Origin of the sequence: Aquisalinus luteolus (assembly GCF_009712425.2) — a bacterium.
Lineage (GTDB): Bacteria > Pseudomonadota > Alphaproteobacteria > Caulobacterales > Parvularculaceae > Aquisalinus > Aquisalinus luteolus.
The window spans coordinates 36,853-60,056 of record NZ_VCJR02000005.1 but is presented as its reverse complement, the minus strand read 5'-3'; the positions used below and the strand labels follow the sequence as shown (position 1 = coordinate 60,056).

21 protein-coding genes and 1 pseudogene are annotated in these 23,204 nt (G+C 60.9%); 11 read left to right on the top strand and 11 right to left on the bottom strand.

Annotated elements, in window-relative coordinates; translation table 11 throughout:
• Nucleotides 1-2 precede the first annotated feature (2 nt).
• Genes FF098_RS16180 through ccmC form a run of 3 tightly spaced genes read right to left on the bottom strand, consistent with a single transcriptional unit; the run spans nt 3 to nt 1,409 of the window.
• A complete protein-coding gene (locus FF098_RS16180; RefSeq protein WP_155142503.1) occupies nt 3-500 on the bottom strand; it encodes a cytochrome c maturation protein CcmE in 498 nt (165 codons plus the stop codon).
• Nucleotides 493-630, bottom strand: a complete 138-nt coding sequence (locus tag FF098_RS16175) for a hypothetical protein (RefSeq protein ID WP_155142500.1) — start codon at nt 628-630, stop codon at nt 493-495. Before FF098_RS16175 ends, FF098_RS16180 begins: the two co-directional genes overlap by 8 nt.
• Nucleotides 630-1,409: a heme ABC transporter permease CcmC gene (gene ccmC, locus FF098_RS16170; protein ID WP_155142628.1), complete on the bottom strand. Its 780-nt coding sequence runs from the start codon at nt 1,407-1,409 to the stop codon at nt 630-632. Before ccmC ends, FF098_RS16175 begins: the two co-directional genes overlap by 1 nt.
• 135 nt (nt 1,410-1,544) lie before the next feature.
• Between ccmC and FF098_RS16165 the strand changes: the two genes are divergently transcribed.
• Nucleotides 1,545-2,021, top strand: a complete 477-nt coding sequence (locus tag FF098_RS16165; RefSeq protein ID WP_155142498.1) for a hypothetical protein — start codon at nt 1,545-1,547, stop codon at nt 2,019-2,021.
• Nucleotides 2,022-2,030: 9 nt separating this feature from the next.
• Here the strand turns inward: FF098_RS16165 and FF098_RS16160 are convergent, their stop codons facing one another.
• A complete protein-coding gene (locus tag FF098_RS16160; RefSeq protein ID WP_155142496.1) occupies nt 2,031-3,464 on the bottom strand; it encodes an apiosidase-like domain-containing protein in 1,434 nt (477 codons plus the stop codon).
• Nucleotides 3,465-3,475: 11 nt separating this feature from the next.
• The gene (pyk, locus tag FF098_RS16155) at nt 3,476-4,900 is read right to left on the bottom strand and encodes a pyruvate kinase (RefSeq protein WP_155142494.1); all 1,425 of its coding nucleotides are present in this window, start codon (nt 4,898-4,900) and stop codon (nt 3,476-3,478) included.
• 173 nt (nt 4,901-5,073) lie between these two features.
• Between pyk and FF098_RS16150 the strand changes: the two genes are divergently transcribed.
• The 3 genes from FF098_RS16150 (at nt 5,074) to phoB (ending at nt 8,071) form a co-directional block, all read left to right on the top strand.
• Nucleotides 5,074-6,474 (top strand): ATP-binding protein, encoded by a 1,401-nt coding sequence (locus FF098_RS16150; protein WP_155142492.1) that lies wholly within the window; start codon nt 5,074-5,076, stop codon nt 6,472-6,474.
• A 155-nt stretch (nt 6,475-6,629) separates the two neighbouring features.
• The gene (phoU, locus tag FF098_RS16145) at nt 6,630-7,352 is read left to right on the top strand and encodes a phosphate signaling complex protein PhoU (RefSeq protein WP_155142490.1); all 723 of its coding nucleotides are present in this window, start codon (nt 6,630-6,632) and stop codon (nt 7,350-7,352) included.
• A gap of 26 nt (nt 7,353-7,378) precedes the next feature.
• Nucleotides 7,379-8,071 carry a phosphate regulon transcriptional regulator PhoB gene (phoB, locus tag FF098_RS16140; RefSeq protein ID WP_155142488.1) on the top strand — a complete coding sequence of 231 codons (693 nt, stop codon included), beginning with the start codon at nt 7,379-7,381 and terminating at the stop codon, nt 8,069-8,071.
• Between the two features lie 11 nt (nt 8,072-8,082).
• On the opposite strand, the pseudogene FF098_RS18065 reads toward phoB, so the two are convergent.
• Nucleotides 8,083-9,083: pseudogene (locus FF098_RS18065) on the bottom strand (sialidase family protein).
• Between the two features lie 300 nt (nt 9,084-9,383).
• Complete coding sequence (locus FF098_RS16130; protein WP_155142486.1) at nt 9,384-9,887, bottom strand: GcrA family cell cycle regulator; 504 nt, start codon at nt 9,885-9,887, stop codon at nt 9,384-9,386.
• A gap of 273 nt (nt 9,888-10,160) precedes the next feature.
• Between FF098_RS16130 and FF098_RS16125 the strand changes: the two genes are divergently transcribed.
• The 3 genes from FF098_RS16125 to FF098_RS16115 all read left to right on the top strand — a co-directional run bounded on the left by FF098_RS16125 (nt 10,161) and on the right by FF098_RS16115 (nt 12,740).
• Entirely contained in the window at nt 10,161-11,030 is an 870-nt protein-coding gene (locus tag FF098_RS16125; RefSeq protein WP_155142483.1) for an ABC transporter permease, read from the top strand.
• Between the two features lie 2 nt (nt 11,031-11,032).
• The gene (locus FF098_RS16120) at nt 11,033-11,980 is read left to right on the top strand and encodes an Hsp33 family molecular chaperone (RefSeq protein WP_155142481.1); all 948 of its coding nucleotides are present in this window, start codon (nt 11,033-11,035) and stop codon (nt 11,978-11,980) included.
• 340 nt (nt 11,981-12,320) lie between these two features.
• Nucleotides 12,321-12,740, top strand: a complete 420-nt coding sequence (locus FF098_RS16115; RefSeq protein ID WP_155142479.1) for a DUF1330 domain-containing protein — start codon at nt 12,321-12,323, stop codon at nt 12,738-12,740.
• Between the two features lie 77 nt (nt 12,741-12,817).
• On the opposite strand, the gene FF098_RS16110 is transcribed toward FF098_RS16115, so the two are convergent.
• The 3 genes from FF098_RS16110 to metZ all read right to left on the bottom strand — a co-directional run bounded on the left by FF098_RS16110 (nt 12,818) and on the right by metZ (nt 16,068).
• A complete protein-coding gene (locus FF098_RS16110; RefSeq protein WP_155142477.1) occupies nt 12,818-14,296 on the bottom strand; it encodes a TrkH family potassium uptake protein in 1,479 nt (492 codons plus the stop codon).
• Nucleotides 14,297-14,365: 69 nt separating this feature from the next.
• On the bottom strand, nt 14,366-14,758 hold the full coding sequence (gene apaG / locus FF098_RS16105; RefSeq protein ID WP_155142475.1) for a Co2+/Mg2+ efflux protein ApaG: 393 nt from the start codon (nt 14,756-14,758) through the stop codon (nt 14,366-14,368).
• Nucleotides 14,759-14,844: 86 nt separating this feature from the next.
• Entirely contained in the window at nt 14,845-16,068 is a 1,224-nt protein-coding gene (metZ, locus tag FF098_RS16100) for an O-succinylhomoserine sulfhydrylase (protein ID WP_155142473.1), read from the bottom strand.
• Nucleotides 16,069-16,258: 190 nt separating this feature from the next.
• On the opposite strand from metZ, the gene FF098_RS16095 reads away from it, so the two are divergent.
• Nucleotides 16,259-17,344 carry a 2'-deoxycytidine 5'-triphosphate deaminase gene (locus tag FF098_RS16095; RefSeq protein WP_155142471.1) on the top strand — a complete coding sequence of 362 codons (1,086 nt, stop codon included), beginning with the start codon at nt 16,259-16,261 and terminating at the stop codon, nt 17,342-17,344.
• On the opposite strand, the gene FF098_RS16090 is transcribed toward FF098_RS16095, so the two are convergent.
• A complete protein-coding gene (locus FF098_RS16090; protein WP_155142469.1) occupies nt 17,341-18,534 on the bottom strand; it encodes an acyltransferase family protein in 1,194 nt (397 codons plus the stop codon). The two genes, FF098_RS16095 and FF098_RS16090, sit on opposite strands and share 4 nt — an antisense overlap.
• Before the next feature lie 134 nt (nt 18,535-18,668).
• Between FF098_RS16090 and FF098_RS16085 the strand changes: the two genes are divergently transcribed.
• The 3 genes from FF098_RS16085 to rpsA all read left to right on the top strand — a co-directional run bounded on the left by FF098_RS16085 (nt 18,669) and on the right by rpsA (nt 22,952).
• Nucleotides 18,669-20,297 carry a hypothetical protein gene (locus FF098_RS16085; protein ID WP_155142467.1) on the top strand — a complete coding sequence of 543 codons (1,629 nt, stop codon included), beginning with the start codon at nt 18,669-18,671 and terminating at the stop codon, nt 20,295-20,297.
• Nucleotides 20,298-20,380: 83 nt separating this feature from the next.
• Nucleotides 20,381-21,061, top strand: a complete 681-nt coding sequence (cmk, locus tag FF098_RS16080) for a (d)CMP kinase (protein ID WP_229714614.1) — start codon at nt 20,381-20,383, stop codon at nt 21,059-21,061.
• A gap of 190 nt (nt 21,062-21,251) precedes the next feature.
• Nucleotides 21,252-22,952, top strand: coding sequence for a 30S ribosomal protein S1 (gene rpsA, locus FF098_RS16075; RefSeq protein WP_155142465.1), 1,701 nt, complete (start codon nt 21,252-21,254; stop codon nt 22,950-22,952).
• Nucleotides 22,953-23,204: the final 252 nt, after the last annotated feature.

Sequence of the window (23,204 nt, the reverse complement as noted above, 5' to 3'; positions counted from 1 at the left end):
CTCTACCGGTCCTGCTCGACCAGTCCTTTTTTCTTATACTCTTCCAGCCTGCCGCTTTCTTCAAGGGCATCGGCGACTTCAGCCGGCATATAGTTCTCGTCATGCTTGGCCATGACGCGCGCGGCGATGAAGGTGCCGTCCGCGGCCAGCGTGCCCTGCACGACGACGCCCTGATTGTCGCCGAACAGGCCAGGCAGCATGTCATTGGTCACGACGGTGACGGTCTCGACATAATCGGTGACCCGGAAGCTGGTGTCGGTTTCCAGCCCCTGTTCGATGGAGCCTTCGACGACCATGCCGCCGAGGCGCACGGTGCGACCGTCCAGCTCTGACGGGGAAGGCAGGTCGCGCGGTGGATAGAAATAGACCTGGCTCTGGCCGATGGCGATGACGGCAAGGCCGATGGCACCGGTCAGGGCCGGTACGATCAGTGCGGCCAGCATCAGCCGCTGCTGGCGGCGACGACGCGGCATGCGCTTTTTCGGTTGTTCTTCAGTCATGGTCGTTCCCCGAAACCTTGCGATAGCGGGCGACGGCCCATGCGGCGATAGCGCCGAGACACAGGGCGGAGATCACCCAGCAGGCAGTTATCGCCAGCGTGAAGTCCTCTCCCATCAGCGATCCGTCCATCAGGCGTGCTCCCCTGAGGGGCTTCCATCCGATGCTGGATGGGAGATCGTCGCCGTGCTCGCTGCCCGCGCCGGTCTCGCCCGGGCCTCGCGGCGTTTCTCGAGGATGACCGTATGCATGCGGAGCATCACGTGAAAGGCGAAAAAGGCGGTATAACCGAGCGCCATGATTGCCAGAGGCCAGAGCATGCTCGCTGGCATGGACGGGCCATCGGCGCGGATCACGCTCGCCTTCTGGTGCAGCGTCTCCCAGAAATCGACGGAGAACTTGATGATCGGCAGGTTGATCGCCCCGACCATGGCGAGCAGCGCCGCGGCACGGGCGGCCTGGCCCTCATTCTCGATCGCCCGCCAAAGCGCCATGTAACCGGCATAGATGAACAGGAGCGCAAGCATCGACGTCATGCGCGCATCCCAGTCCCACCAGACGCCCCAGGTGATTCGTCCCCAGATCGATCCGGTGACGAGTGCCAGCAGGGTAAAGACAAAGCCCGGCAGGGCGGCCTCCCGCGCGGCGACATCGGCGAGAGAATGACGCCAGACATAACCGATCAGGCTCGCGACCGCGATGAAGGCATAGGCGGCCATCGCCATCCATGCGGCGGGCACATGCACATACATGATCTTCACCGCCTCGCCCTGCACCTGATCGTCCGGCGAGAAGCCCAGCGCCCAGACCGCGCCGACAAGTACCAGCCCGGTCGCCAGCAGCCCGGTAACGGGCAGGGCCGGTCCGGTCAGCCGCCGGAAGCGGTCGGGATTGGCAAGGAACGCTAGCATTTTCATGAGATGGACTGCTTATCCCAACCCTTCTGCCATGTCTATTGGCCCGCACCGCAACGTTCCATTTGTCACAGGCTTTTCTTTGTTGCAGACTACCTCGAAGTTGGGGTGTTGCTACAGGGGTATGGCATCATGAAGTCACTTGAAATCAAGGCAGTACGGACACTGCGGTCGAAGATTTTCGCCAATATGGCCGTGCTGGAAAGTTTCTGCGGGCATATGCGCCGCGTACTGGCCGCATCGCATGATGTCGAGGTCGACAATATCAGCGATCGCGAACTGGCCCAGATGGTCCAGCAATGGCTGTCCGTCGGCGACAACGGCGCGAAGATAAACGAGGGCGACGCTTCGCCGGAAGATATCAAGGCGTCTTTCGCGGTTCTGCAGGAAAGCTGCAAGCGGTTGCTGGGGCCGGATTTCACCCTTGAAGAAGCACAGGCCCTGACCTCGCTGCAGCATTACCTGGTGCGTCAAGCCGGTGGCGGTGAAGCGCCCGCGACTGCAGCCTCAGCTGTTGCTTCATCGGCCAGCTTCGATGCCGAAACGCCTGCGCCGTCGCAAAAGCGTGGTTTCATGACCCGCTTCTGGGACGCGCTGAACAGCGCCTAGTCTTTTCGATTATCTGTCTTGGCCGGGGGCAGGGAAAGCCGCCCCGGCTGTATCCAGCACAAGCACCCAGTCCACCTGCTCGCCGCCATTGGGTGGCGTGAAAAGGAATTCCTCACTGGTTGCCAGCTGGCCGAGGCTTTGGGCCGCGCCGGTGCGTGGATCGAACAGCCACGCATTCATGGTGTCGCCTCCCACGGCATCGGCGATGATAGAGACAGGCCGACTGACCGCCACATAGACCATGGCCCATGACCCGTCCGCAGCACGGGTCGCGACGATGCGCTGGGCAGCGCCACCGGGCACCGACTTGCCGCCATTGCGCTCGATCAGGATTTCCGGCGCGGCAACACGCTTTTCCCAGCCGGGGCGGGAGGTCAGCAGTGACTTGGCGTGGCGCATGTCGTCGCCGCCGGTCGCTTCCAGCGCCTCGCGCCAGCTCATCAGTGGATCGAGGGTTGGCGGGTAGCGCTCGTCAAACATCTGCCAGATCGAATTGTGGCCATAGGTATGCCCTGCAGCGCCATTGAACAGGTTCCAGTATAGCGGGCGGCGCACATCGAGGGCCATGGCATAGCCATTGGCCTCTGCATCGAACTGGATCGGGATGCCCTCATAGAGCGGTTCGCCCTCGACCAGCGGCTTGGCCGGTTCGCGGTTCCGGTCGGCGATCGTGCCGGTATAGTGGCGATAATCCGTCTGGTGACCGTTTTGGCGCATGTTGAAATCGAGCCAGTCGCGGTCATGAAACCACTGCGCCGAGCCTGTGCCGCCCTGTGGGTGAAAGGTGATCAGCGCATCCTTGCCGGCCGCCGCCTCAATGCCGTCAGCCATGGCATCGGTGATCGCCAGATGCTCCTCCGTTTCCGGATTGCGGTCGCCGCCGAGGACCCAGATAACTTCCTTGTCGCGATACCGGGTGCCGATCCATTCGCCATAGATCCGCGCATTCTCCGGTGTGAAGACGACAGGGCCGGGGCCCCATGCCAGGTTCCACTTGTCACCCCATGTCGGCAACAGGGCGACGATCAATCCACGCTCATTGGCAGCATCGATGACGCGGTCGACATGGTCCCAGTAATCATTGTCCGGGCCATCGACGATGAGCGGCGTGGCCGGATCATTATTTTCCAGTGGCAGGTAGCCAGCCGGCGTCGGCGCGTTCAGCCCGTCCTTTTCGGCCAGCGCTACAGCCTGGATAATGGTGAAGCCCCGCGCGGCCCGGTCGTCGAGATAGGCGATCGCTTCGTCATGGGTGAGGCGGTGGAACAGCTCCCACGCCGTGTCGCCGAGCCAGAAGAAAGGCTCCCCGTCCGGCGTGACGAGGTAACGACCGTCATCGGAGACTGACAACGTCGCTGCAATGACAGGCATCAAGGCACCGGTCGCGGTGATAGCTCCGAGTACTGGAAACAGAAAGCTGCGAAGCAAACGGGACCGGCGCATGTAATGTCGTCCTAATCTATCGCGATGACCTTCATCGTGTTTGTGCCGCCATGGCGGCCCATCGGGATGCCGGCAGTCAGCAGGATCGTATCACCCTTGTCGGCAATGCCCATCTCTTTCGAGATCCGGGCTGCCGCCTCGTCGAACTCTTCGAAGGTCTTGTAGTCCGGTGTCACCACGGCCTGGATACCCCAGGCGAGGCTGATCCGACGCGCAGTTTCAGCGAAGGGAGTGATGCCGAGAATGTGCGTGCGCGGGCGCTCGCGGGCAACGGCAAAGGCGGTCGAGCCCACCGATGTGCCGGCGAGCACGGCCTTTGACCCGAGCAGGCCGACCGTGTGACGGATCGACGTTGCGATGGCATTGGCGGATTCAGGCGCGGCAGAAGCCGTCTTCAGGTTGATGTCTTCCCAATAGGTCTCGTCGCCTTCGACCGCCTGGATGATGCGCGACATGATCGCAACAACCGTTTCCGGGTGGCGGCCGACGGCGCTTTCCGCCGACAGCATGACTGCGTCTGCACCCAGATAGACGGCGGATGCCGTGTCGGATGCTTCGGCGCGGGTCGGCATCGGCGAGTCTACCATGGATTGCAGCATCTGCGTCGCGACGATGACCGGCTTGCCTGCCTTGCGCGCGAGGTTGATGATGCGGCGCTGGGCGACCGGCACCTGTTCCAGCGGCAGTTCGACGCCGAGGTCACCGCGGGCGACCATGACAGCGTCAGAGTGCTCGATGATCTCTTCCAGTTCTTCCAGCGCGGCGGGTTTCTCGATCTTGGAGATGATGCCGGCCTTGTCACCGATCAGCTTGCGCGCCTCGATCACGTCCTTGGCTTTCTGCACGAAAGACAGCGCGATGTAGTCGACACCGACTTCCAGGGCGAAGGCGAGGTCCTTTTTGTCTTTTTCGGTCAGCGCATCGATAGGCAGGTACCGGCCGGGAATGTTGATGCCCTTGCGATTGGTCAGCTTGCCCGGCACATCGACCTTGGCCTTGCCTTCCAGGCCGTCGATCTCGGTAATCGTCAGGCGCAGGAGGCCATCGTCGAGCATGATCGCGTCGCCCTTCTGCAGCGCCTCGAACAGCTCCGGGTGCGGGATCGGGATCACGCCGTCCTCATCGACTTCGCGATCGCAGACCAGCTTGAATTCCTTGCCGTATTTCAGGTCTTGCTCGCCACCGTTCAGCTTGCCGACGCGGATTTTAGGGCCCTGCATGTCGGCGACGACGGTCAGGTACTTGCCCGTCGCCTCTTCTGCGGCGCGAACATTCTTCAGGCGCTGCAGGTGCTCTTCATGCTCGCCATGGGAAAAGTTGAGGCGGAAGGCATCGACGCCTGTCAGCGCGAGAGAGCGGATGCGTTCCGGCGCGTCACTGGCGGGGCCGAGTGTTGCGAGGATCTTGCATCGTTTGGTCTGCTTGTAGCCTGTCATTAAAACGCTCCGTGATGGGATAAATGGCTGATCGTGTTAGCGTTCGCCTTGCAGCATGGGTGTAGATAATCTAGGGGAAACCGGCAAGGGAGTATGAGGGATTTCCTCGTGACACTATTATGAAGCGGGCACTGCCACAATAACAACAGGGCCACAATGACAACTGGGCGACAATGACAACCGGTCTCGACGAAGAAATCAGGCAGATTGCCCGCCGTGTGCGCCTGACGGACTTTTTCTGGGCGGCGGGGCTGTCCGGCGGTGCCTGCGGAATTTTCGCGGCGATTACCGATACGCCGTTCTTTCAGGCAGCGCTGATCTGGATCGTCATCATCGCCGGTCTGGCCGCGCGCTATTTTCTTGCCCGCATCAACTGGTCGAAGCCTGCTCGCCGCATGGTGCAGGAGCAGTTGATCCTGTTCCAGCGCTTGCGCACCGTGCTGAATGCGCTGCCCGAGCCTGTGATCCTGCTGCAGGCCGAGGGCAAGATCGAGCTCGCCAACCCCGCCACGAAGGAATTCTTCAAGACCGAGCCGGAGGGCAAGTTCCTGACCGAGATTTTTCGCGCGCCGGTCGTCGGCAATTCGCTGGAAGCGGCGATGAATTCCGGCCAGCCGCAGATCGCCGATTTCACGATCGGTGGCTCGGTCGAGCGCCATTGCCGGCTGTTCGTGACCCCGCTGGCCGCGCGCCAGCAGCCTGGAAGCGGCAATCAGGCGAGCGAAGATGGGCTTCTCGTCTTCATCTCCGATCTGTCGACCGAACGGCGCCTGCAAAAGATGCGCACGGACTTCATTGCCAATGCCAGTCATGAACTGCGCACCCCGCTGGCGTCCATGCTCGGCTTTATCGAGACATTGCGCGGCCATGCCAAGGACGATCCGGAGGCAAGGGAGCGCTTCCTCGGCATCATGCAGGCCCAGGCGGAACGCATGCTGCGTCTGGTGCGCGATCTGATGAGCCTGTCCACGATCGAGCTGAACGAGCACATGCCCCCCCGTGACACCATCGATCCGGTGGCCATCGCCGAAGATGTGAAGGCGAGCCTGGCACCGGTTGCCAGCGAGTATGAAGGCCGTGTCCGGGTCGAGACCGATCTTGATGGCGATGGCCGGGCTATCAAGGGCGACCGCGATGAACTGGTCCAGATCATCCAGAACCTGACGGACAATGCGCTGAAATATGCAGGCCGCAATCCGACGGTGACGATCCGCGTGGGGCGCGGCGAGCCGGAAGCGCCGGGCCCGGATGCGATCCGCACCGGCGACACGGCAGCCCAGATCAGCGCACGGGCCGGGTTGAAGGTGGCCGACCTCATCTACATCCAGGTGCGCGACGATGGCCGCGGCATCGACCGGTCCGACCTGCCGCGACTGACCGAGCGATTTTATCGCGTCGATGTCGAGGAAAGTCGTTCTCGAGGCGGCACCGGGCTCGGGCTTGCGATCGTCAAGCACATCGTCAATCGCCACAATGGCGGGCTCCAGATCGAATCCAGCATCGGCCATGGCTCCTCTTTCACCTGTTTTTTCAGGCCGGCCCGTAAAATTGCCGTTATGGAGTCAAGCTCCTGATATTATTTATCTATTTTAAAATATAACAGTTTTGTGACAGCGCTTGCGCGCCGCAAGCGACAAATGCTATCAAAGCAGGCTAAATTAATGTGTCTGCTTATAAAATTCTGTCACAAAACTCGTTCATACAGCGCTTCTCGTAATGGAGTGCCGCAATGGCCTTGAGCCTGATCAGATCCGGGGGCAACCAGCTCGAAAAACTGTCTCTCAGCGTGACCGCCATGGGCGGCATGGTCGAGCAGCAGTTGTCCGATGCCATCACCGCCTTCGAAAAGCGCGACCTGTCGCTGGCCGACCAGGTCATCGACATCGACCGTCAGGTCGATGAACGCGAAGCTGCGATCGAGGCTCTGGTACAGGAAATCCTCGAAGGCCGCCGCCTTGCCGGGCGCGACCTGCGTCAGGTGATGACAGCGCTGAAGATTTCCAACGAGCTGGAGCGGATCGGCGATCTCGCCAAGAACGTTTCCAAACGCACCAAGGTCGTCAGTCAGGAAGACGCAGCGTCCTCCGTCGGCACGGTGGTGCGCATGGGCCGCATCGCCCTGCGTCAGGTCACGGACGTCCTGAACTCCATCATGGAGAAGAACCCGGAAGGCGCGATTGCCGTCTGGGGCGGCGATGGCGAGCTTGACGAGCTCTACAATTCCATCTTCCGCGAAATCCTGACAGTGATGATGCGCGATCCGACCCTCGTGAACGCCTGCACCCATATTGTCTTCGTCGCGAAGAATTTCGAACGCATCGGCGATCATGCTACAAATGTCGCCGAGTGCGTATTCTATGACCAGACCGGCGAACAGCTGAAAACCGTCCGCCCCAAGCGCGACGTGACCAGCGTGACCTCCGTGCCGAAGGAAATGGCCAAGCCCGAATAGCGGCGGCCTCGAAAGGAAACTGAGCCATGGCCAATACCAGTGTCCTGATCGTCGAAGACGAAGAAGCCCTCGCCACCCTGCTCGACTACAATCTGGGCAAGGAAGGTTTCGACACGACCCTAGCCGGTGACGGCGAGGAAGCGCTGCTGAAGGTCGAGGAACGCGCGCCCGACATCATCATCCTCGACTGGATGCTGCCGAAGATTTCCGGGATCGAGGTCTGCCGCCGCCTGCGCTCGCGCAACGAGACGCGCAATATCCCGATCCTGATGCTGACAGCCCGCGCCGAAGAGGCCGACCGCATTCGCGGGCTCGATACCGGCGCCGATGATTACATGACCAAGCCGTTCTCGATGAACGAGCTGGTCGCCCGCATCCGCGCCATCCTGCGCCGAATCCGCCCGGGCCTTGTGGAAGAAGCGCTGACCTTCGGCGATATCGTCATCGACCGCTCTGCCCACCGGGTCAGCCGCGGTGAGCAGGAGATCCATCTGGGGCCGACGGAATTCCGCCTGCTGGACCACCTGATGCAGCACCCCGGACGCGTCTTTTCACGCGAGCAATTACTGAATGCAGTCTGGGGCTCTGACGTCTTTGTCGAGGCACGCACGGTCGACGTTCATATCGGCCGCCTGCGCAAGGCGCTGTCGCGCCACGGCCATGCCAACCCGATCCGCACTGTACGTTCGGCCGGCTATGCGCTGGAGCATGTGAACTAGGCTCGCGAGGCTTATTCCAGCTCTTCCGGGTCTATCACCACATGGGTGATCCGCTTCCTGTCATGGGTATAGGTGACATGCACCAGTCCATCCGTGGCCTGAATGACCGCTGGATAGGCGTATCCGCTTGGCAGCGGTTCTGTTTCCAGCGTCAGGACCCGGGCCCAGGATAGTCCGTCATTGGACACCGCAACAGCCAGCGGATAGCGATAGCCCTTGCCCGGCGTATCCGGATTATGCGCCGTCGGATTATAGACGATGAGATGTCGGCCATCCTGCAGCGTCACCGCATCGGTGCCCGAATTCGGGTTGGGCAGTGTGGTCGCCGCGACGGGGGACCATGTCTTGCCGGCGTCCCTTGACCAGCTCATGCGACAACGCCCTGCCGGGTGCGGCCGAGTGCCTGCAATGTCTCGTCCGGATGAACCAGAATGCTCGGCTGGATGGCGTCGATCCCTTCGGGGCTTTCTATCGGGCCGGTACTTGTCCACGTATCGCCATTGTCTCCGCTGCGCTCGAAATGCATGAACCAGCCTTCATAGGTGGCATTTTCGACGCTGGAGGGAGAGATGATCGTGCCATCGCCAAGCTGTACCGGCTTGTTCTTGATCGGGCCGAGAATCCCGTCCGGCAGGCGCACCGGGGTTTCCCACGTCTGTCCGCCATCATGGGAGACTGTCTGCATGCCCCACCAGTCACGCGGGGTGGGGCCGGCCTTGTAATAGAGGGTCAGCGGACCATCGGCGGGCTGGAACAGCACCGGGTTCCAGGTAGGCACGAATGTGCCGTCAGCCTGCTCACCGTCAGCGACTTTCACCGGTGTCTGCCAGGCGCCATCTTCATGCGTCGCGAACCAGATCGCCACATCGGGGTTGCGCTCCTTCGTGCCGCCGAACCATGACGCGGCAATGGTGCCGTCCGCTGTCTCGACAATGGTAGAGGCATGAGCCTCCGGATAGGGCGCGTCATCGTAAATGAAACCCTTGGAGATTATGGCTGATGCCTCCTCCATGGCGTTCGCGGTGGGAAACGGTGAAATGAGCAGCAAGGGCAGGGCCACAAATATTGCCCTGATTGACGTTTTTAGGGTTCGACTGTGGGCCATGACGTGTCCTCGCTTGATTTTATCTGATTGCGCAAAGCATTGCATGTTACCGGTATCCCGGCAAGCCTGCGCTATCCGTCAGGCACCGCATATCCATAAAAAAACCGCTCCGATGGCGGAGCGGTTCTCAGATCTGTCTGTCTTGACGTCAGGCAGGCTTTACCCGGCCGTGCCTTCATCCGGTCTTGCCTTCATCCGGTCTGGGCCTCACCCAACCTTGCGTTGGGCGAGAATGCGCTGTTGCGGACGCGGGCGTTCCTTGCGGGTCGTGTGCGACGGCTGGAACGCCATGTGGGCGTGGTAGGCGCAATAGGGTTTTCCGGACTGGGCAGACTGGCCACAAAAATGGAATTCCTCGCTGGTCGGATCGCCGACCGGCCATTTGCACATGTTTTTGTTCAGGGTCGAGACCGTCGCCATGTCGCCGCCATCGAGCACCAGCGGCTCGAGGAATTCCGGCTCGTTCTCGTCTGCCTCGAATGTCTTCTTGGGCGCGGCAAAGCTACGCGGCGCTGCGGCGCGTGTACCCTCGTTGATGCGGCCACGTTGCGGCTTTGCCGGCGTTGCGCGGCCCGACAGGCCGAGCCTGTGTACCTTGCCGATCACGGCGTTGCGGGTCACGCCACCCATCTTCGAGGCAATCTGACTGGCTGACAGCCCCTCTGCCCACAATTTCTTCAGGAGGTCTACGCGTTCGTCTGTCCAAGCCATATTGATGCTCCATCCGCCTATAAATGAATTCGTTAACATCCGGCCCTGAACGCACACCATATATAGTGTTGGCCGGTAACCCGCTCCGTAGAAGCGCATAGATATAGTATCTGGACGAGAAAAAATTACAATATGCAGGGTTAAGAAAGTTTTAACCACAACATCCTGATTCGGGCAATTTTTTCCCCAGTTGGGGAGAAACTGCCCGGCTTGACCTTGGCTGCGGCAGGGGCCACACCAGTTTCATTCCCACGCAAGAGGAAAATCCCGATCATGGCAGTAGATTCCGAAACGATTGTCGACGCGCAAACGGTCCAGAAAAGCGCCTTTGGCGAGCGCCGCTTCGGCCATGTGAACTGGCTCGGCCTGTGGACGCTCTACAAGAAGGAAGTGCACCGTTTCATCAAGGTCGCGTTCCAGACCGTCTTCGCGCCGATCATTTCGACGCTCCTGTTCCTGCTGGTGTTCATGGGCGCATGGGGCGCGCGCGGCAACGGCATCGAGATGGAGGGCGTGACGCTTGCCGTCACCCAGTTCCTGCCGCCGGGCCTGATCATGATGGCGATCCTGTCGAACGCGTTCCAGAATTCGTCGTCCTCGCTGATCATTGCCAAGGTGCAGGGCTCGCTCGTCGATGTGCTGATGCCGCCCCTGTCGGCCGCCGAGCTGACGGTCGCCTTCGTGGCGGGCGCGGCGACACGCGGTCTTCTTGTGGGCTTCGTCACGGCGCTGACGGTCTTCGGTTTCTCCCTGCTGGGCGAGCCGATGCAGGTCGTGAACATCTGGCCGATCCTCTATTTCTCGGTGCAGGCAGCGATCTTCCTTGGCGCGCTCGGCGCCATTGGCGGCATGTGGGCGGAGAAATTCGACCAGCTCGCCCTGATCCAGAACTTCGTGATCACGCCGCTGACCTTCCTGTCGGGCACGTTCTATTCCATGCGCTCGCCCTGGCTGCCCGACTGGCTCTTGGCATTTTCCCACGTCAACCCGGTGTTCTACCTGATCGACGGCTTCCGCTATGGCTTCATCGGCGTGTCGGACGCCTCCCCCGTCACCGGTGCGATCGTTGTCATGGTGTTGAATGTCGCGACCTGCGTGCTTACCTACCTGCTCTTCAAGTCAGGCTACAAACTGAAATCATAGACATGACCGAATTCCAGGAAACCACGGCGCATGCCGCCGATGACTTTATCTTGCCGTTCCAGGTGGGCGAGACCTCCGTGCGCGGCAAGCTCGTGCGCCTCGGCGCCAGTGTCGACGAGATCCTCTCGCGCCATGATTATCCCGAGCCACTGTCGCAGCTGACGGGTCAGGCCGCAGCGCTCGTCGCCATGGTCGGCTCCTCGCTGAAATTCGAGGGCAAGCTGATCCTGCAGATGCAGGGCGATGGCCCCGTCTCCATGCTCGTTGCCGATTACAGCGCTGGCGGTGCCCTGCGTGCCACGGCGAAGATCGCCGAGGGCAAGGAAGACGTGGTTGCGAAGGCCCGGGGGGCAGAGCTGCATTACCTGCTCGCCAAGGGCCACATGGTCATGACCATCGACCAGGGCCCGGACATGGAGCGCTATCAGGGCGTCACCCCGCTGGAGGGGCCGGATATCGCGACGGCGACGATCAACTATTTCAAGCAGTCCGAACAGATCCCGACCGCGATCAAGCTCGCCGTCGGGCGTATCGAGGTGCCGGGGAAAAAGCCCCAATGGCGCGCCGGCGGCATCATGGTGCAGTTCATGCCGGGCGAAGGCGGCGGGCGCGATCGTGGCGCGGCAGAGCTGATGCGCGAGGATGACCAGGAAGACTGGGACAACGCCGAGGCACTGCTCAACACGACGAATGCGGACGAATTGCTCGACCCGACCCTGCAGGCCGAGGAACTGTTGTTCCGGCTCTATCACGAAAACGGCGTGCGCGTCTTTGATGGGTCATCCGTGCATTTCGAATGCGGCTGCTCGCGCGAGAAGGTCGAGAATGTGCTGTCGCGCTATGACCGCGCTGACCTCGAAGACATGGTCGAGGACGGCAAGATCGTCGTCAATTGCGACTTCTGCCGCGAGGAATATGTGTTCGAGGTGGAGGAGGCCGAAGGCGACTAGCCTTCGGTTTTCCTTGGTTTCAGAGACCGGGAAGATCAGTGGCCAGACGAAGAAAGTCCATCACAGAGTTGCAGGACGAGTGGTTGCAAAAACCATACGTCAAATGGGCTAATCGGGTGTTCGTGCCCTGTTTATTCCTCTTGATAGCGTTGGCAGTGCTGACCGGATGGGCATTTCTCCTTCTGCCTACTCTTGTCTGTTGGATTTCCTACGTTGTCTGGCTTGCGGTTCACCAGTATCGCGAACGCGAGAACGAGGAGTAAGCCCTCTAGCGGTTACTGTGCGTAATGCTTTGCTCACCACTTAGTGTTCGCTAGCCTCTTTGGAAAAGGAGGCCGCCATGACCCGTTACATCGACCCTGACCGCGACGCATTCCGCCAGTTTGCTAAAATGGACATTGCCGGACCGGTGCAGATGCTGAACCTGCTGCGTTTCCGCGCCAGGGCTGACTATGAAGATGGTCGCGAGGCAACCGGCGTCGAGGCCTACAAGGCCTATGGGCGAGAGTCGGAGCCGATCTTCACCCGGGTCGGCGGCCAGATCATCTGGAACGGCAAGCCGCAAGTCCCGCTGATTGGCCCGGCGGACGAGACATGGCATGCGGGCTTCATCGCCGAATATCCTTCAAAGGACGCCTTCATCGAGATGGTGAAAGACCCGGCCTATCAGGCGATCGTCTTTCATCGTCAGGCGGCGGTGGAGACGTCGCGGCTCTATTGCTTCGAGAAGCGGGAGACTGGTTCCGGCTTCGCCGCTTAGTCAGGAGTTAGTAGTTATTAGTTTGTAGGGTGATTAATCTTACTGAAAACTACTAACTAAAAACTCCCAACTCCCATCTACCTCCGCCAGAAGCTCGGCGCGAACAGCACCAAGACAGTAAAGAATTCCAGCCGGCCGAGCAGCATCCCGGCGGAAAGCACCCATTTCGCCCCGGTCGGCAGGCTCTCGAAATTGCCTGACGGGCCGACAATATCACCGAGGCCCGGCCCGACATTGGCGATGGCCGAGCCCGCGGCCGACAGCGCCGTGACCGGGTCGAGCCCGAACAGCGACAGGATCACAGCCACCGTCGCGAACCCGGCGAAATAGACAAAGAAAAACGACAGGACGGAAATGAACACATCATCTGTCAGCGGCCGGCCATTATAGTGCGCGATGAAGACGCCATTGGGGAAGACAAGGCGCTTGCCATAGATGGTGAGCGCCGCGAGCGCGACCTGCAGACGGAAGATCTTCAGCCCGCAACTGGTCGACCCGGCGCAGCCGCCGACGAACATGATGCAGAAAAAGAACCCGTATGCAAAAGCGCCCCATAGCCCGTAATCTGTCGAGGCATAGCCGGTGCCGGTCATGATCGAGATGACGTTGAAGGCCGACAGGCGAAAGGCGGTGAACAGGTCGATCTCGTAGAGATAGAACAGCCGTAAGAGGATCACGACAATGCAGGCCGAGGCGACCATCAGGAAGAAGCGCACCTGAGAGTCCGTAAACAGCGCATCCATGCGCCCGCGCAGCGCGAGGAGATAGATGCCGAAGGGCAGGGAGCCGACGATCATGAACACCGCAGCGACGATATCGACCGGGCCGAAATCGCCGGAATCGAGGAAATAGCCGAAGGAGGCGTCCTTGGTTGAGAACCCGCCGGTAGCGATGGTCGTCATCGCATGGTTGAGCGCATCGAAGGCGGTCATGCCCATGGACCAGTAGAGCATCGCGCAAAGCGCGGTGAAGAACACATAAAGCCCGGTAATCGCCGTTGCGATCTGCGAGGCGCCGGGCAGGATCTTGTCTGAATTCTTGTCGGAGGATTCCAGCCGGAACAGCTGCATCCCGCCGACCGACAGCATCGGCAGGATGGCGATGGCCATGATGACGATCCCGATGCCGCCCAGCCATTGCAGCATTGACCGCCATAGCAAAAGCCCCGGCGGCGCGTCGTCCAGCCCGATGATCACCGTGGCGCCAGTCGTCGTCAGGCCGGACATAGCCTCGAAGAAAGCATCGGTGAAGCTCATCTTGTAGAGGCCGAGCATGAACGGCACTGAAGCGAACAGCACCAGCACGACCCAGCTCAGCGTGGTGATCAGAAAGCCCTGGCGCACGGTCATCGTCTCGAAAGAGCCGCCGCTCGCGGTGGCATAGAGGCCGAGACCGAAGAACATGCACAGGAGGGAGGAGGCGGCAAACGCGCTCCAGTCTTGGCGCAGATAAGGATCGCTCGCCGTCAGGTCCGCCAGCAATGGCAGGAGCATCAGCCCGCCAAGGGCGGCGGTCAGCGCGCCGATGACCAGAATGACGGGCCTGAAATTGATCATGGCGGAAATGCTTGGCCTGCCCGGCAGGACCGGTCAAGGGCCGGTAATGCTCTGCCGGGCTGCAAGCGCTTAATTGAGCTGGATAATTTCGTGGGGGCTGTCGAGGGAGAAGGCCGGGATCGCCACGTCGAACATCACGCCTTCGGCGGTTTCCATGGAATACTCACCGACCATCAGGCCCGACGGCGTCGTCAGCGGCGCGCCGGAAGTATATTCAAAGCCTTCGCCCGGCTGCAGCACGGGCTGCTCGCCAACAACGCCCTCGCCGGAGACGACTTCGGTACGGCCGCGCGAATCCGTAATCCGCCAGCGGCGGTTCTTCAGGCGCACGACCTCGTCGGAATTATTGTCGATCCGGACGGTATAGGCCCAGACATAATGATCATCATAGGGCTCCGACTGTTCAGCCAGAAAATCAGGTTCCACCACAACCCGAATGCCCCGTGTGGTTTTTTCGTACATTTTCAAACCCTTAAAACGCAAAGGGTGCCGTGCCCGCCAGAATTCCCCATCAATCCTGAAGGCGGGCCGGTCACATCAATGCGGTACTATATACTATCGAACGCCTGTGTGAAATCCTCCCACAGATCCTCCACATCCTCGAGACCAACGGAAATGCGCACGAGGCCGGGCGTGACGCCCTGTTCCAGTCGTGCTTCCTCGCCGATCCGGTGATGGGTCGTCGTGCGCGGATGGGTGGCGATGGATTTCGCATCGCCCAGATTGTTAGACACGTCGACCAGCTTCAGTGCGTTGAGGAAGGCGAAGGCCTTGGCCTGAGCAACATCGGCACTGCCCTCGAACTCCATGGTGATCAGTGTGCCGCCCTTTTTCATCTGGCGCCGGGCGATCTCGCAGCCCGGATGGCTGTCGAGGAAGGGGTAATAGACCCGCGCGAGCGGCGAGCCTTCAAGGCCCTCCAGCCGCGTTGCCAGTTCCAGTGCGCTGTCGGCGGCGGCGTTGACGCGCAGGTCGAGCGTCTCCAGCGACTTCAGCAGCACCCAGGCATTGAACGGGCTGATCGCCGGGCCGGTATTGCGCAGGAAGGGCTGCAGGCTTTCGGTCAGCAATGCTTCATCGTTGCCGAGGATCGCGCCGCCGAGCACGCGGCCCTGACCGTCCATATGCTTGGTCGCGGAATAGACGACGATGTCAGCCCCGAGCGCCAGCGGCTTCTGGAAGACCGGCGAGGCGAAGACATTGTCGACGACGAGGATTGCGCCTTTGGCGTGGGCGATCTTCGCAACGGCCTCGATATCGACGACCTGTAGCCCCGGGTTGGATGGGCTCTCCAGAAAGAAGATTTTCGTTTCCGGCTTTGCTGCTTTCTCCCACGCATCGAGATCGGCGCCGTCAACGAAAGTCGTCTCGATGCCGAGCTTGGGCGCGAGCTCGCCGACGACATAGCGGCAGGAGCCGAACAGCGCCCGCGAGGAAACGATGTGATCGCCAGCCGAGAGCAGCCCCAGCATAGTCGAGGTCACCGCCGCCATGCCGGAAGCCGTGCCGCGGCACCAGCTGGCACCTTCCAGCGTCGCAAGACGCGTCTCGAACGCTTCCGTCGTCGGGTTGGAATAGCGCGAATAGATGAAGCCCTTGTCCTCGCCCGCAAAGCGCGCCTGCGCTTGCTCTGCTGAATCGTAGGAAAAGGAGGAGGTCAGGAACAGGCCTTCGCTCGTTTCCTGAAAGGCCCGGTTAATGCCGGAGCGGATCGCCTGCGTGCGCGGGCGCCAGTTTGCGTTGCTGGTGGAAGGTTTCTTGTCGTTACTCATGGTCGACTCCTGTCGAAGGGGAGCTTTATATGTTGTGAAAGCCACCCGACTCCGGCCTTTTAGCAGTTCGGCACCGGTGCGGTCACCGGTCATCGATGCAGCCGCAAGCCGGCCGGCCCAAACCCTGCGTCGATGACAGGCGGATAGGCGGGCGGCGGATAGAAGTCAATGGGGATGGCAGAGGATCAGGATGGGTAAGGATCAGGGCGTATTCACGGCGGAGGCGATCGAGCAGGCGATACAAGATGGCGCCATCCGCCTCGCCGGTGCCGCAGGCGAGAAACAGGTCCAGCCTTCCTCCATCGACCTGACGCTGGGCGAGACCGCCTATCGCATCCGCGCCTCCTTCCTGCCTGGCAAGGGCCGTACGGTGGAGGAGCGCCTTAAGGGCGATCTGAGGATGCATGAGCTGCCGCTGGGCGATGGCGCGGTGCTGGAGCGCGGCTGCGTCTATCTCGTGCCCCTGCGCGAGCGCTTGTCGCTGCCGGAGGATGTCGCCGCCGCCGCCAACCCAAAAAGCTCGACCGGCCGGATCGACGTGTTCGTGCGCCTCGTCACCGATGGCGGCACGGCATTCGAGACGGTGCCCCCCGGTTATGATGGGCCGCTTTATGCCGAAATCAGCCCACGGACATTCTCTATCGTCGTGCGCACCGGCTCTACCCTCAACCAGTTGCGCCTGAAGCGGGGCGAGGCATGGCTCGACGATGCCGCGTTGAAGCAGCGCCACGAGGAGAACCCGCTCGCTGACGGCGGCGCGGTCGTTTCAGGCGGGCTGAACCTGACCGTGCAGCTGTCGGGCAAGGAAGGCGAGATCATCGGCTATCGCGCCCGCCGCCATGCCGGGCTGATCGATGTCGACAGGCCGGGCACGCTCGACCCGGCGGAATTCTGGTCGCCGATCACCGCGCACCGCTCCGGCAGCATCATTCTCGATCCGGACGAATTCTATATCCTGGCTTCCAAGGAAGCCCTCAGCGTGCCGCCGGACCTCGCCGCCGAAATGGTCGCCATCGACCCGTTGCTGGGCGAGTTTCGCGTGCATTATGCAGGCTTCTTCGATCCGGGCTTTGGCTGCGCCGTGCCGTCCCGCGGCGTTCTGGAAGTGCGCGGGCATGATGCGCCCTTTGTGCTGGAGGACGGCCAGCTCGTCGCGCGCCTCGTGTATGAACGCCTCGCCGGTACGCCGCAGAAAGTCTACGGGGCCGACCTCGGCTCCAACTATCAGGGACAGGGCCTGAAACTGTCCAAGCATTTCAGGGAATGGCGCGGCTAGGCGGGTTTGTCCTGAGTGCCCGCTACAGTCTTTGAGCCATCGCCCCGTTTCATCGATTTCCCGTTGAACAGGAAAGACAGTAGAGGCGAACGGCTGATCAGCAACACGTGAACCAGCCACGAGATGGTAAAAGCGCCGCCCAGAACAAAGGCGAATTCAACCTCCGCCGGCCAGCTCGTCCGGAAAATCACGAAGGCGAGCAGCACCACGAGCGGGTGATGCAGCAGGTAGATCGAATAGGATGCGCCCGACAGGTGTTGCCAGACGGGCGATGGCCGGTCGAGGAACTTGTTGAACATGGCGAAAAGGCACTGGATCAGGCTGAAGGTGACGAATACCACCATCAGGTTCTCCACCAGGATATCGAGATAGAATGGTGCGGTGATCACGACATCGAGGCAGACAAGCACAATGGCAGTCGCATAGAGCGGCGCGCTCGCCCGTGTGAAACTCTTCCAAAGAGACGGAAAGCTGCCGAGCGTCACGCCTAGAAGGAAGAACATGAAGTGATGCAGGAAGCTGTAAGGGCTGCTGCCGAAAAAAAGCTCCGCATACATCACCGGCGTGAAATGGCTGATCCCGACAAGGGCGAGCTGTGCCAGGCTGACCGCGCTGAGCAGGATGATGAGGCGCGTGCCTTTCGGGGTCTTCATCTGGGTCAGGCGCAGCCATGGCTCCAGCTTCTCGGCGAGCGGCAGAAGCACCGGAAGGCTCGCCCGCATGATCATCGTGTAGAAAACGAGATTGACCAGGAACCACAGGTGAAGCACCCATCCGCCGGTCAGATAGGTAAGGGATATCACCGGTTCGTCGCACAGCCCCTGCTGTCGCATGAACAGCGAGAAAGGCACGTTCAGCACGATCGCGGTGGTGACGAGCGGCACGACCAGCCGCTTCAGCCGTCTTTCTGCAAGGGCTTCCGTGCCATGGCGGCGTGCTGTCATCACGGTGAAGATGCCGGAGACAACGAAGAACCCTTCCACATCGAACAGGGCGATGAACTCGATCAGCGTGGTGATCCAGACGCGGGGATTGTCGGCCGTGACGAGCCAGTAGCCCTCGACATCAAAGACAGCACCGGAATGGACGATGACGACCATCATCATCAGCACGCTGCGCGTGGAATCCAGAAAGAACACACGATCCTTGGCGCTGCGCACGGCCTGTTTCTCCCGAAAGGCGTTGATCAATCAGCAAATGCCCGCCTTTGGGGCGTGCGCTACCCTGATTGCAATTTTCCTGCCACTGTCTGGTAGTGCCGTTACGGGGTAGGCAAGCGTCGGCGAAACGGGTAGATCAGGACCCCTTCAAGGGGGAATTAATCATGTCGCGTATTTATCTATCCATTTTCAGCCTGATCATTCTGTTTGCCAGCATGCACGCTCCGGGCGCCCATGCGCAAACCGTCCAGCGCGACTGGACGCCCTATGAGCAGAACAAGCAATGCATGATCTCCGAGAACTTTTACAATCTGACGTATCGAAGTGATGGCACGAAATACTGGTTCATCCCCGATAATTCGATGGCGACGATGATCCTGAAGTGGCACGTCACCGGCGACCAGTTCCTGAACGAAATGGAATACGTGTCCCGCGATAGTTTTGCTGCGTGCTTCAATGGTGAGCGTGAATGCGGACTGCCGCTGAATTATGACATCGCGAATGAGCTCAGCCAGTTCGACGTGCCGGAAAATGGCGTCTCCACGGCCTATTTCAGGAACCCGCCGCCCGCGAGCGCCGTACGCAACGCCATGGCGGTCGTTGGCGATTGCTTTGGCTCTGCCGGTGAGGGTGTCTATCTCGATGAGCTTGGTCTGACCGAAACGGACCTGCCGATCGATATCTGTTTTCGCGCCGGACAGACGATGTTTTACCGCGGAGAAAATTACCGCAGCGAAGCGCCGCCGATGACCGACGCCCAGATCGCCAGATACCGCGAATGGGGCATGCTCGCCTACTACCTGATCAATCAGGTGCGCAACAAACCCGATGAAGGGGCGACGCGATGCGGTGTCGCGCCGGCCGAGCTGATCCCGTCTTTCATGCAGTTCTATGACGACAACAATTATGCCGCCCTAGAAGACCCGGTGCAGATCGCTGCACGGGAAGCCGAGGCTGCCGCTGCGGCGCAAGCCGCCGCCGAGAAGCAGGCCCGCGAGACCGAATATCTGCGCAAGTCCAAGCGCGAGCGGCTGCTGGCTCGCAATGACTATCAGCGTTTCGGCACGCTCGATGGCTGCCAGATCGCCTATTCCTATGTTTTCGGCGGCATCAACCGCGACCGGTTGAGCTTCATCGTCGATCCCGTGCCGGATGCCGGCATCAGCTGGGCGCTGAAATTCGAGAAGACACAGGCAGCCGGACAGGAATGCCCGCCCATGCCGCAGGAGCTGGGCGACTGGATCGCCAAGCAGGACCCGAAACTGTTCGAGGCCTATGGCGCCGAGGAAGAGTTCCGCAACACCCAGCCCAATATCTGGAACCAGAATGACTGGGTCGCCTTCGTCGAGCGGTGGATGTGGCGCAACCAGACCTTCTCCGAGGCTTACGTCCAGGGCGGCAATTGCCAGGCGGCGATCTGGTATTCGCGCAATATCGCCCATGACTGGAACAGCTTCACCCAGCCTGAATCGGACTTCGTCGGCCTTGCCCGCGTCTTCGACCGCTGGGGCGCGCCCGATCAGGCCCTGTGCGCGGCAATCCCCCCAGAAGTGCTGCCGCTGGCCCGCAAGACGTGGGAGCGCAACTACAACCAGGTCATGCGCGAGAAGGCCCGCCAGCAGGCCGAGTGGGACGAGGCCAATCGCCGCGAAGCCGCCCGCCGCGCGGAGATCGACGCTGCCTATGACGAGCTGATGAACTGGCAGCCGGAATATCAAAAGCAATCCGAATTGCGCTGCTACGATGTCGAGGAAACCCAATACGGCACCCGCCAGCGCTGTTTCAGCGACTAGGGGCAGAGCCGATGAAAGAGGCGGGGAGGATTGCCGTCCTGCCTCTTTACCCCCTCGCCAGTTGTGCCTAAAGATTTTGACCCATGATGGACGCAACGCCCGAAGAGATAGTCAAGAAGCCGATAGTGATTGCTGTCGACGGGCCCGCCGCGTCGGGCAAGGGCACAGTGTCGCGCCGCATCGCGCATTTCTATGACCTTGAATATCTCGACACCGGCCGGCTCTATCGCGGGGTCGGCTGGCTTGTGCTTGCCCGCGGGCTCGATCCGCGCAATGCGGAGGAGGCGGCGAAAGTCGCGGAGATCTTCACGCTTGACCTGATCGATGGCGCGGATATCCGCACGCCGGAGGTTGGCCGCGCCGCGTCCCATGTGGCGTCTGTCCCGGCGGTGCGCGCGGCGCTGTTGCAGTTCCAGCGCGATTTCGCCTTCAACCCGCCGGCGGGGCGTGCCGGCACGGTGCTGGACGGGCGCGATATCGGCACGGTCATCTGTCCCGATGCGACGGTGAAGCTATTCATCGATGCCTCGGCAGAGGAAAGGGCAAAGCGCCGCTGGAAGGAACTCAGCCTTCAGGACCCGTCAATCGTGCTTGAAAGCGTGCTCGACGACATCAAGCGGCGCGATCGGCGCGATGCCTCGCGCGAGGCTGCACCGATGAAAGCCGCACAGGATGCACACTTGATTGATACCACTGATTTGGATATAGACGGCGCATTCGCGGCGGTGCGCCGCGTGATCGACCGGGCAACAGGAGGCGCGTGACGGCAACTTTTCAGTAAGCTGACCCTCAAAACCTTCTGATGCTTCTTTGTGTTTGGGTTGGTCCGCTCGTGCCGTCACCTTGAAAAGCTTCTAAGACGCCCGCCCTGACTCCCCAAAAGGCCAGGTAAAACGGGAAGACCGCCGGACAAAACCGGTTGGCAGGAAAGCTATTGAAACTGGAGTAGACAACTTGTCTGAAACACTTAACCCGTCCGTGGATGATTTCGCGGAAATGTTCGAAGCGTCGATCGTCGATCGGCAGAACTTTGAAGACACTGTCGTAACCGGCACTGTCACGGCCATCGAAAAAGACATGGCCATCGTCGATGTGGGCCTGAAAACCGAAGGCCGCGTCCCCCTGAGAGAATTTTCCGTTCCCGGCAAGACCAACACCATCAAGGTTGGTGACAAGGTCGAAGTATTCGTCGAGCGCGTCGAGAACGCCAATGGCGAAGCTGTCATCTCGCGCGAGAAAGCCCGCCGCGAAGAAGCCTGGACGAACCTCGAGAAGAGCTTCGAGGATGAAGAGCGCGTCGATGGCGTCATCTTCAACCGCGTTAAGGGCGGCTTCACCGTCGACCTCGGCGGCGCCGTAGCCTTCCTGCCGGGTTCGCAGGTCGACATCCGCCCCGTGCGCGATGCCTCCCCGCTGATGAACATCACCCAGCCCTTCCGTATCCTGAAGATGGACAAGCGCCGCGGCAACATCGTCGTGTCCCGCCGTGCCATCCTCGAAGAGGATCGTGCAGAACATCGCGAAGAAGTCGTCAAGGAACTGGACGAAGGCGATGTCCGCGAAGGTATCGTCAAGAACATCACCGATTACGGTGCGTTCGTCGAGCTGGCACCGGGCGTCGATGGCCTGCTGCACGTCACCGACATGAGCTGGTCGCGCGTCAACCACCCGTCCGAGGTGATCAACGTCAACGACACGATCCAGGTCAAGATCATCAAGATCAACCCGGAAAGCCACCGCATCTCGCTCGGCATGAAGCAGCTGGCGCCCGATCCATGGGAAGGCGTTGCCGCGAAATACCCGCTGGGTGCCAAGTTCACCGGCAAGGTCACGAACATCACCGACTATGGTGCTTTCGTCGAGCTGGAAGACGGTATCGAGGGCCTTGTCCACGTTTCCGAAATGTCCTGGGTCAAGAAGAACGTCCACCCGAACAAGATCGTGTCGACCACCCAGGAGGTCGAGGTCATGGTGCTGGAAGTCGACGAAGACAAGCGTCGTATCTCGCTCGGCCTGAAACAGTGCGCCGACAATCCGTGGGAAAACTTCGCCGAGAAGCACCCGATCGGCTCCGTCGTCGAAGGCGAGATCAAGAACATCACCGAGTTCGGTCTGTTCATCGGTATCGAGGAAGACATGGACGGCATGGTCCACCTGTCGGATCTCGACTGGAACCGCTCCGGCGACGACGCCATCAAGGAGTACAAGAAGGGTGACGTGGTCAAGGCCAAGATCCTCGACGTCGATCCGGACAAGGAGCGCATCGCGCTCGGCATCAAGCAGCTTGATGGCGATCCGATGGAAAGCGTTGGCGACCTGCGCAAGGGTGCCGACGTGACCTGCGAGGTTACCGCGATCGAGAATGGCGGTATCGAGGTCCAGGTTGGCGGCGAGAACGGTCCGAAATCGTTCATCCGCAAATCCGACCTGTCCCGCGATCGCAACGATCAGCGTCCGGAACGCTTCGCTGTCGGCGACAAGGTTGATGCCCGCATCATCGCTGTCGACATGAAGTCGCGCCGCCTGACGCTGTCGATCAAGGCCCGCGAAATGGCCGAAGAGAAAGAGGCCGTCGAGCAGTTCGGTTCTGCCGACTCCGGTGCCTCCCTTGGCGACATCCTGGGCGCTGCCCTGAAGGAAAAAGACGGCCAGTAAGTCGGGGCCTTCCTGACAAGAAAACAGAAACCCCGGCCTTGGGCCGGGGTTTTTTGTCATTGGCCAGACTGTTCGGCGGCCCTGTCCGACCCCGTCCCAAGGCTGCTTCGGGCGCACGGGCCGGCCAAAGGCCCTTGCCGTTCGTCGCATTTTTCCGACCGTTCGTTGCTGATATTTAACTAAATAAATAGTATTAAGCGGGTTACGCTTGCTCTCGGCGTGAAAGAGGGCTGCAAAAGAGTTTGGAGTAGA

Bases quoted from the DNA above. Each gene is read 5' to 3' on its own strand.
- phoU (WP_155142490.1), top strand. From the start codon at position 6,630: ATGGCCTTGAGCCTGATCAGATCCGGGGGCAACCAGCTCGAAAAACTG.
- FF098_RS16115 (WP_155142479.1), top strand. From the start codon at position 12,321: ATGACCCGTTACATCGACCCTGACCGCGACGCATTCCGCCAGTTTGCT.
- FF098_RS16160 (WP_155142496.1), bottom strand. From the start codon at position 3,464: ATGCGCCGGTCCCGTTTGCTTCGCAGCTTTCTGTTTCCAGTACTCGGA.
- FF098_RS16150 (WP_155142492.1), top strand. From the start codon at position 5,074: ATGACAACCGGTCTCGACGAAGAAATCAGGCAGATTGCCCGCCGTGTG.
- FF098_RS16165 (WP_155142498.1), top strand. From the start codon at position 1,545: ATGAAGTCACTTGAAATCAAGGCAGTACGGACACTGCGGTCGAAGATT.
- phoB (WP_155142488.1), top strand. From the start codon at position 7,379: ATGGCCAATACCAGTGTCCTGATCGTCGAAGACGAAGAAGCCCTCGCC.
- cmk (WP_229714614.1), top strand. From the start codon at position 20,381: ATGATGGACGCAACGCCCGAAGAGATAGTCAAGAAGCCGATAGTGATT.
- metZ (WP_155142473.1), bottom strand. From the start codon at position 16,068: ATGAGTAACGACAAGAAACCTTCCACCAGCAACGCAAACTGGCGCCCG.
- pyk (WP_155142494.1), bottom strand. From the start codon at position 4,900: ATGACAGGCTACAAGCAGACCAAACGATGCAAGATCCTCGCAACACTC.
- apaG (WP_155142475.1), bottom strand. From the start codon at position 14,758: ATGTACGAAAAAACCACACGGGGCATTCGGGTTGTGGTGGAACCTGAT.
- FF098_RS16095 (WP_155142471.1), top strand. From the start codon at position 16,259: ATGGGTAAGGATCAGGGCGTATTCACGGCGGAGGCGATCGAGCAGGCG.
- FF098_RS16175 (WP_155142500.1), bottom strand. From the start codon at position 630: ATGGACGGATCGCTGATGGGAGAGGACTTCACGCTGGCGATAACTGCC.
- FF098_RS16125 (WP_155142483.1), top strand. From the start codon at position 10,161: ATGGCAGTAGATTCCGAAACGATTGTCGACGCGCAAACGGTCCAGAAA.
- FF098_RS16180 (WP_155142503.1), bottom strand. From the start codon at position 500: ATGACTGAAGAACAACCGAAAAAGCGCATGCCGCGTCGTCGCCGCCAG.
- FF098_RS16110 (WP_155142477.1), bottom strand. From the start codon at position 14,296: ATGATCAATTTCAGGCCCGTCATTCTGGTCATCGGCGCGCTGACCGCC.
- FF098_RS16130 (WP_155142486.1), bottom strand. From the start codon at position 9,887: ATGGCTTGGACAGACGAACGCGTAGACCTCCTGAAGAAATTGTGGGCA.
- FF098_RS16120 (WP_155142481.1), top strand. From the start codon at position 11,033: ATGACCGAATTCCAGGAAACCACGGCGCATGCCGCCGATGACTTTATC.
- FF098_RS16085 (WP_155142467.1), top strand. From the start codon at position 18,669: ATGTCGCGTATTTATCTATCCATTTTCAGCCTGATCATTCTGTTTGCC.
- ccmC (WP_155142628.1), bottom strand. From the start codon at position 1,409: ATGCTAGCGTTCCTTGCCAATCCCGACCGCTTCCGGCGGCTGACCGGA.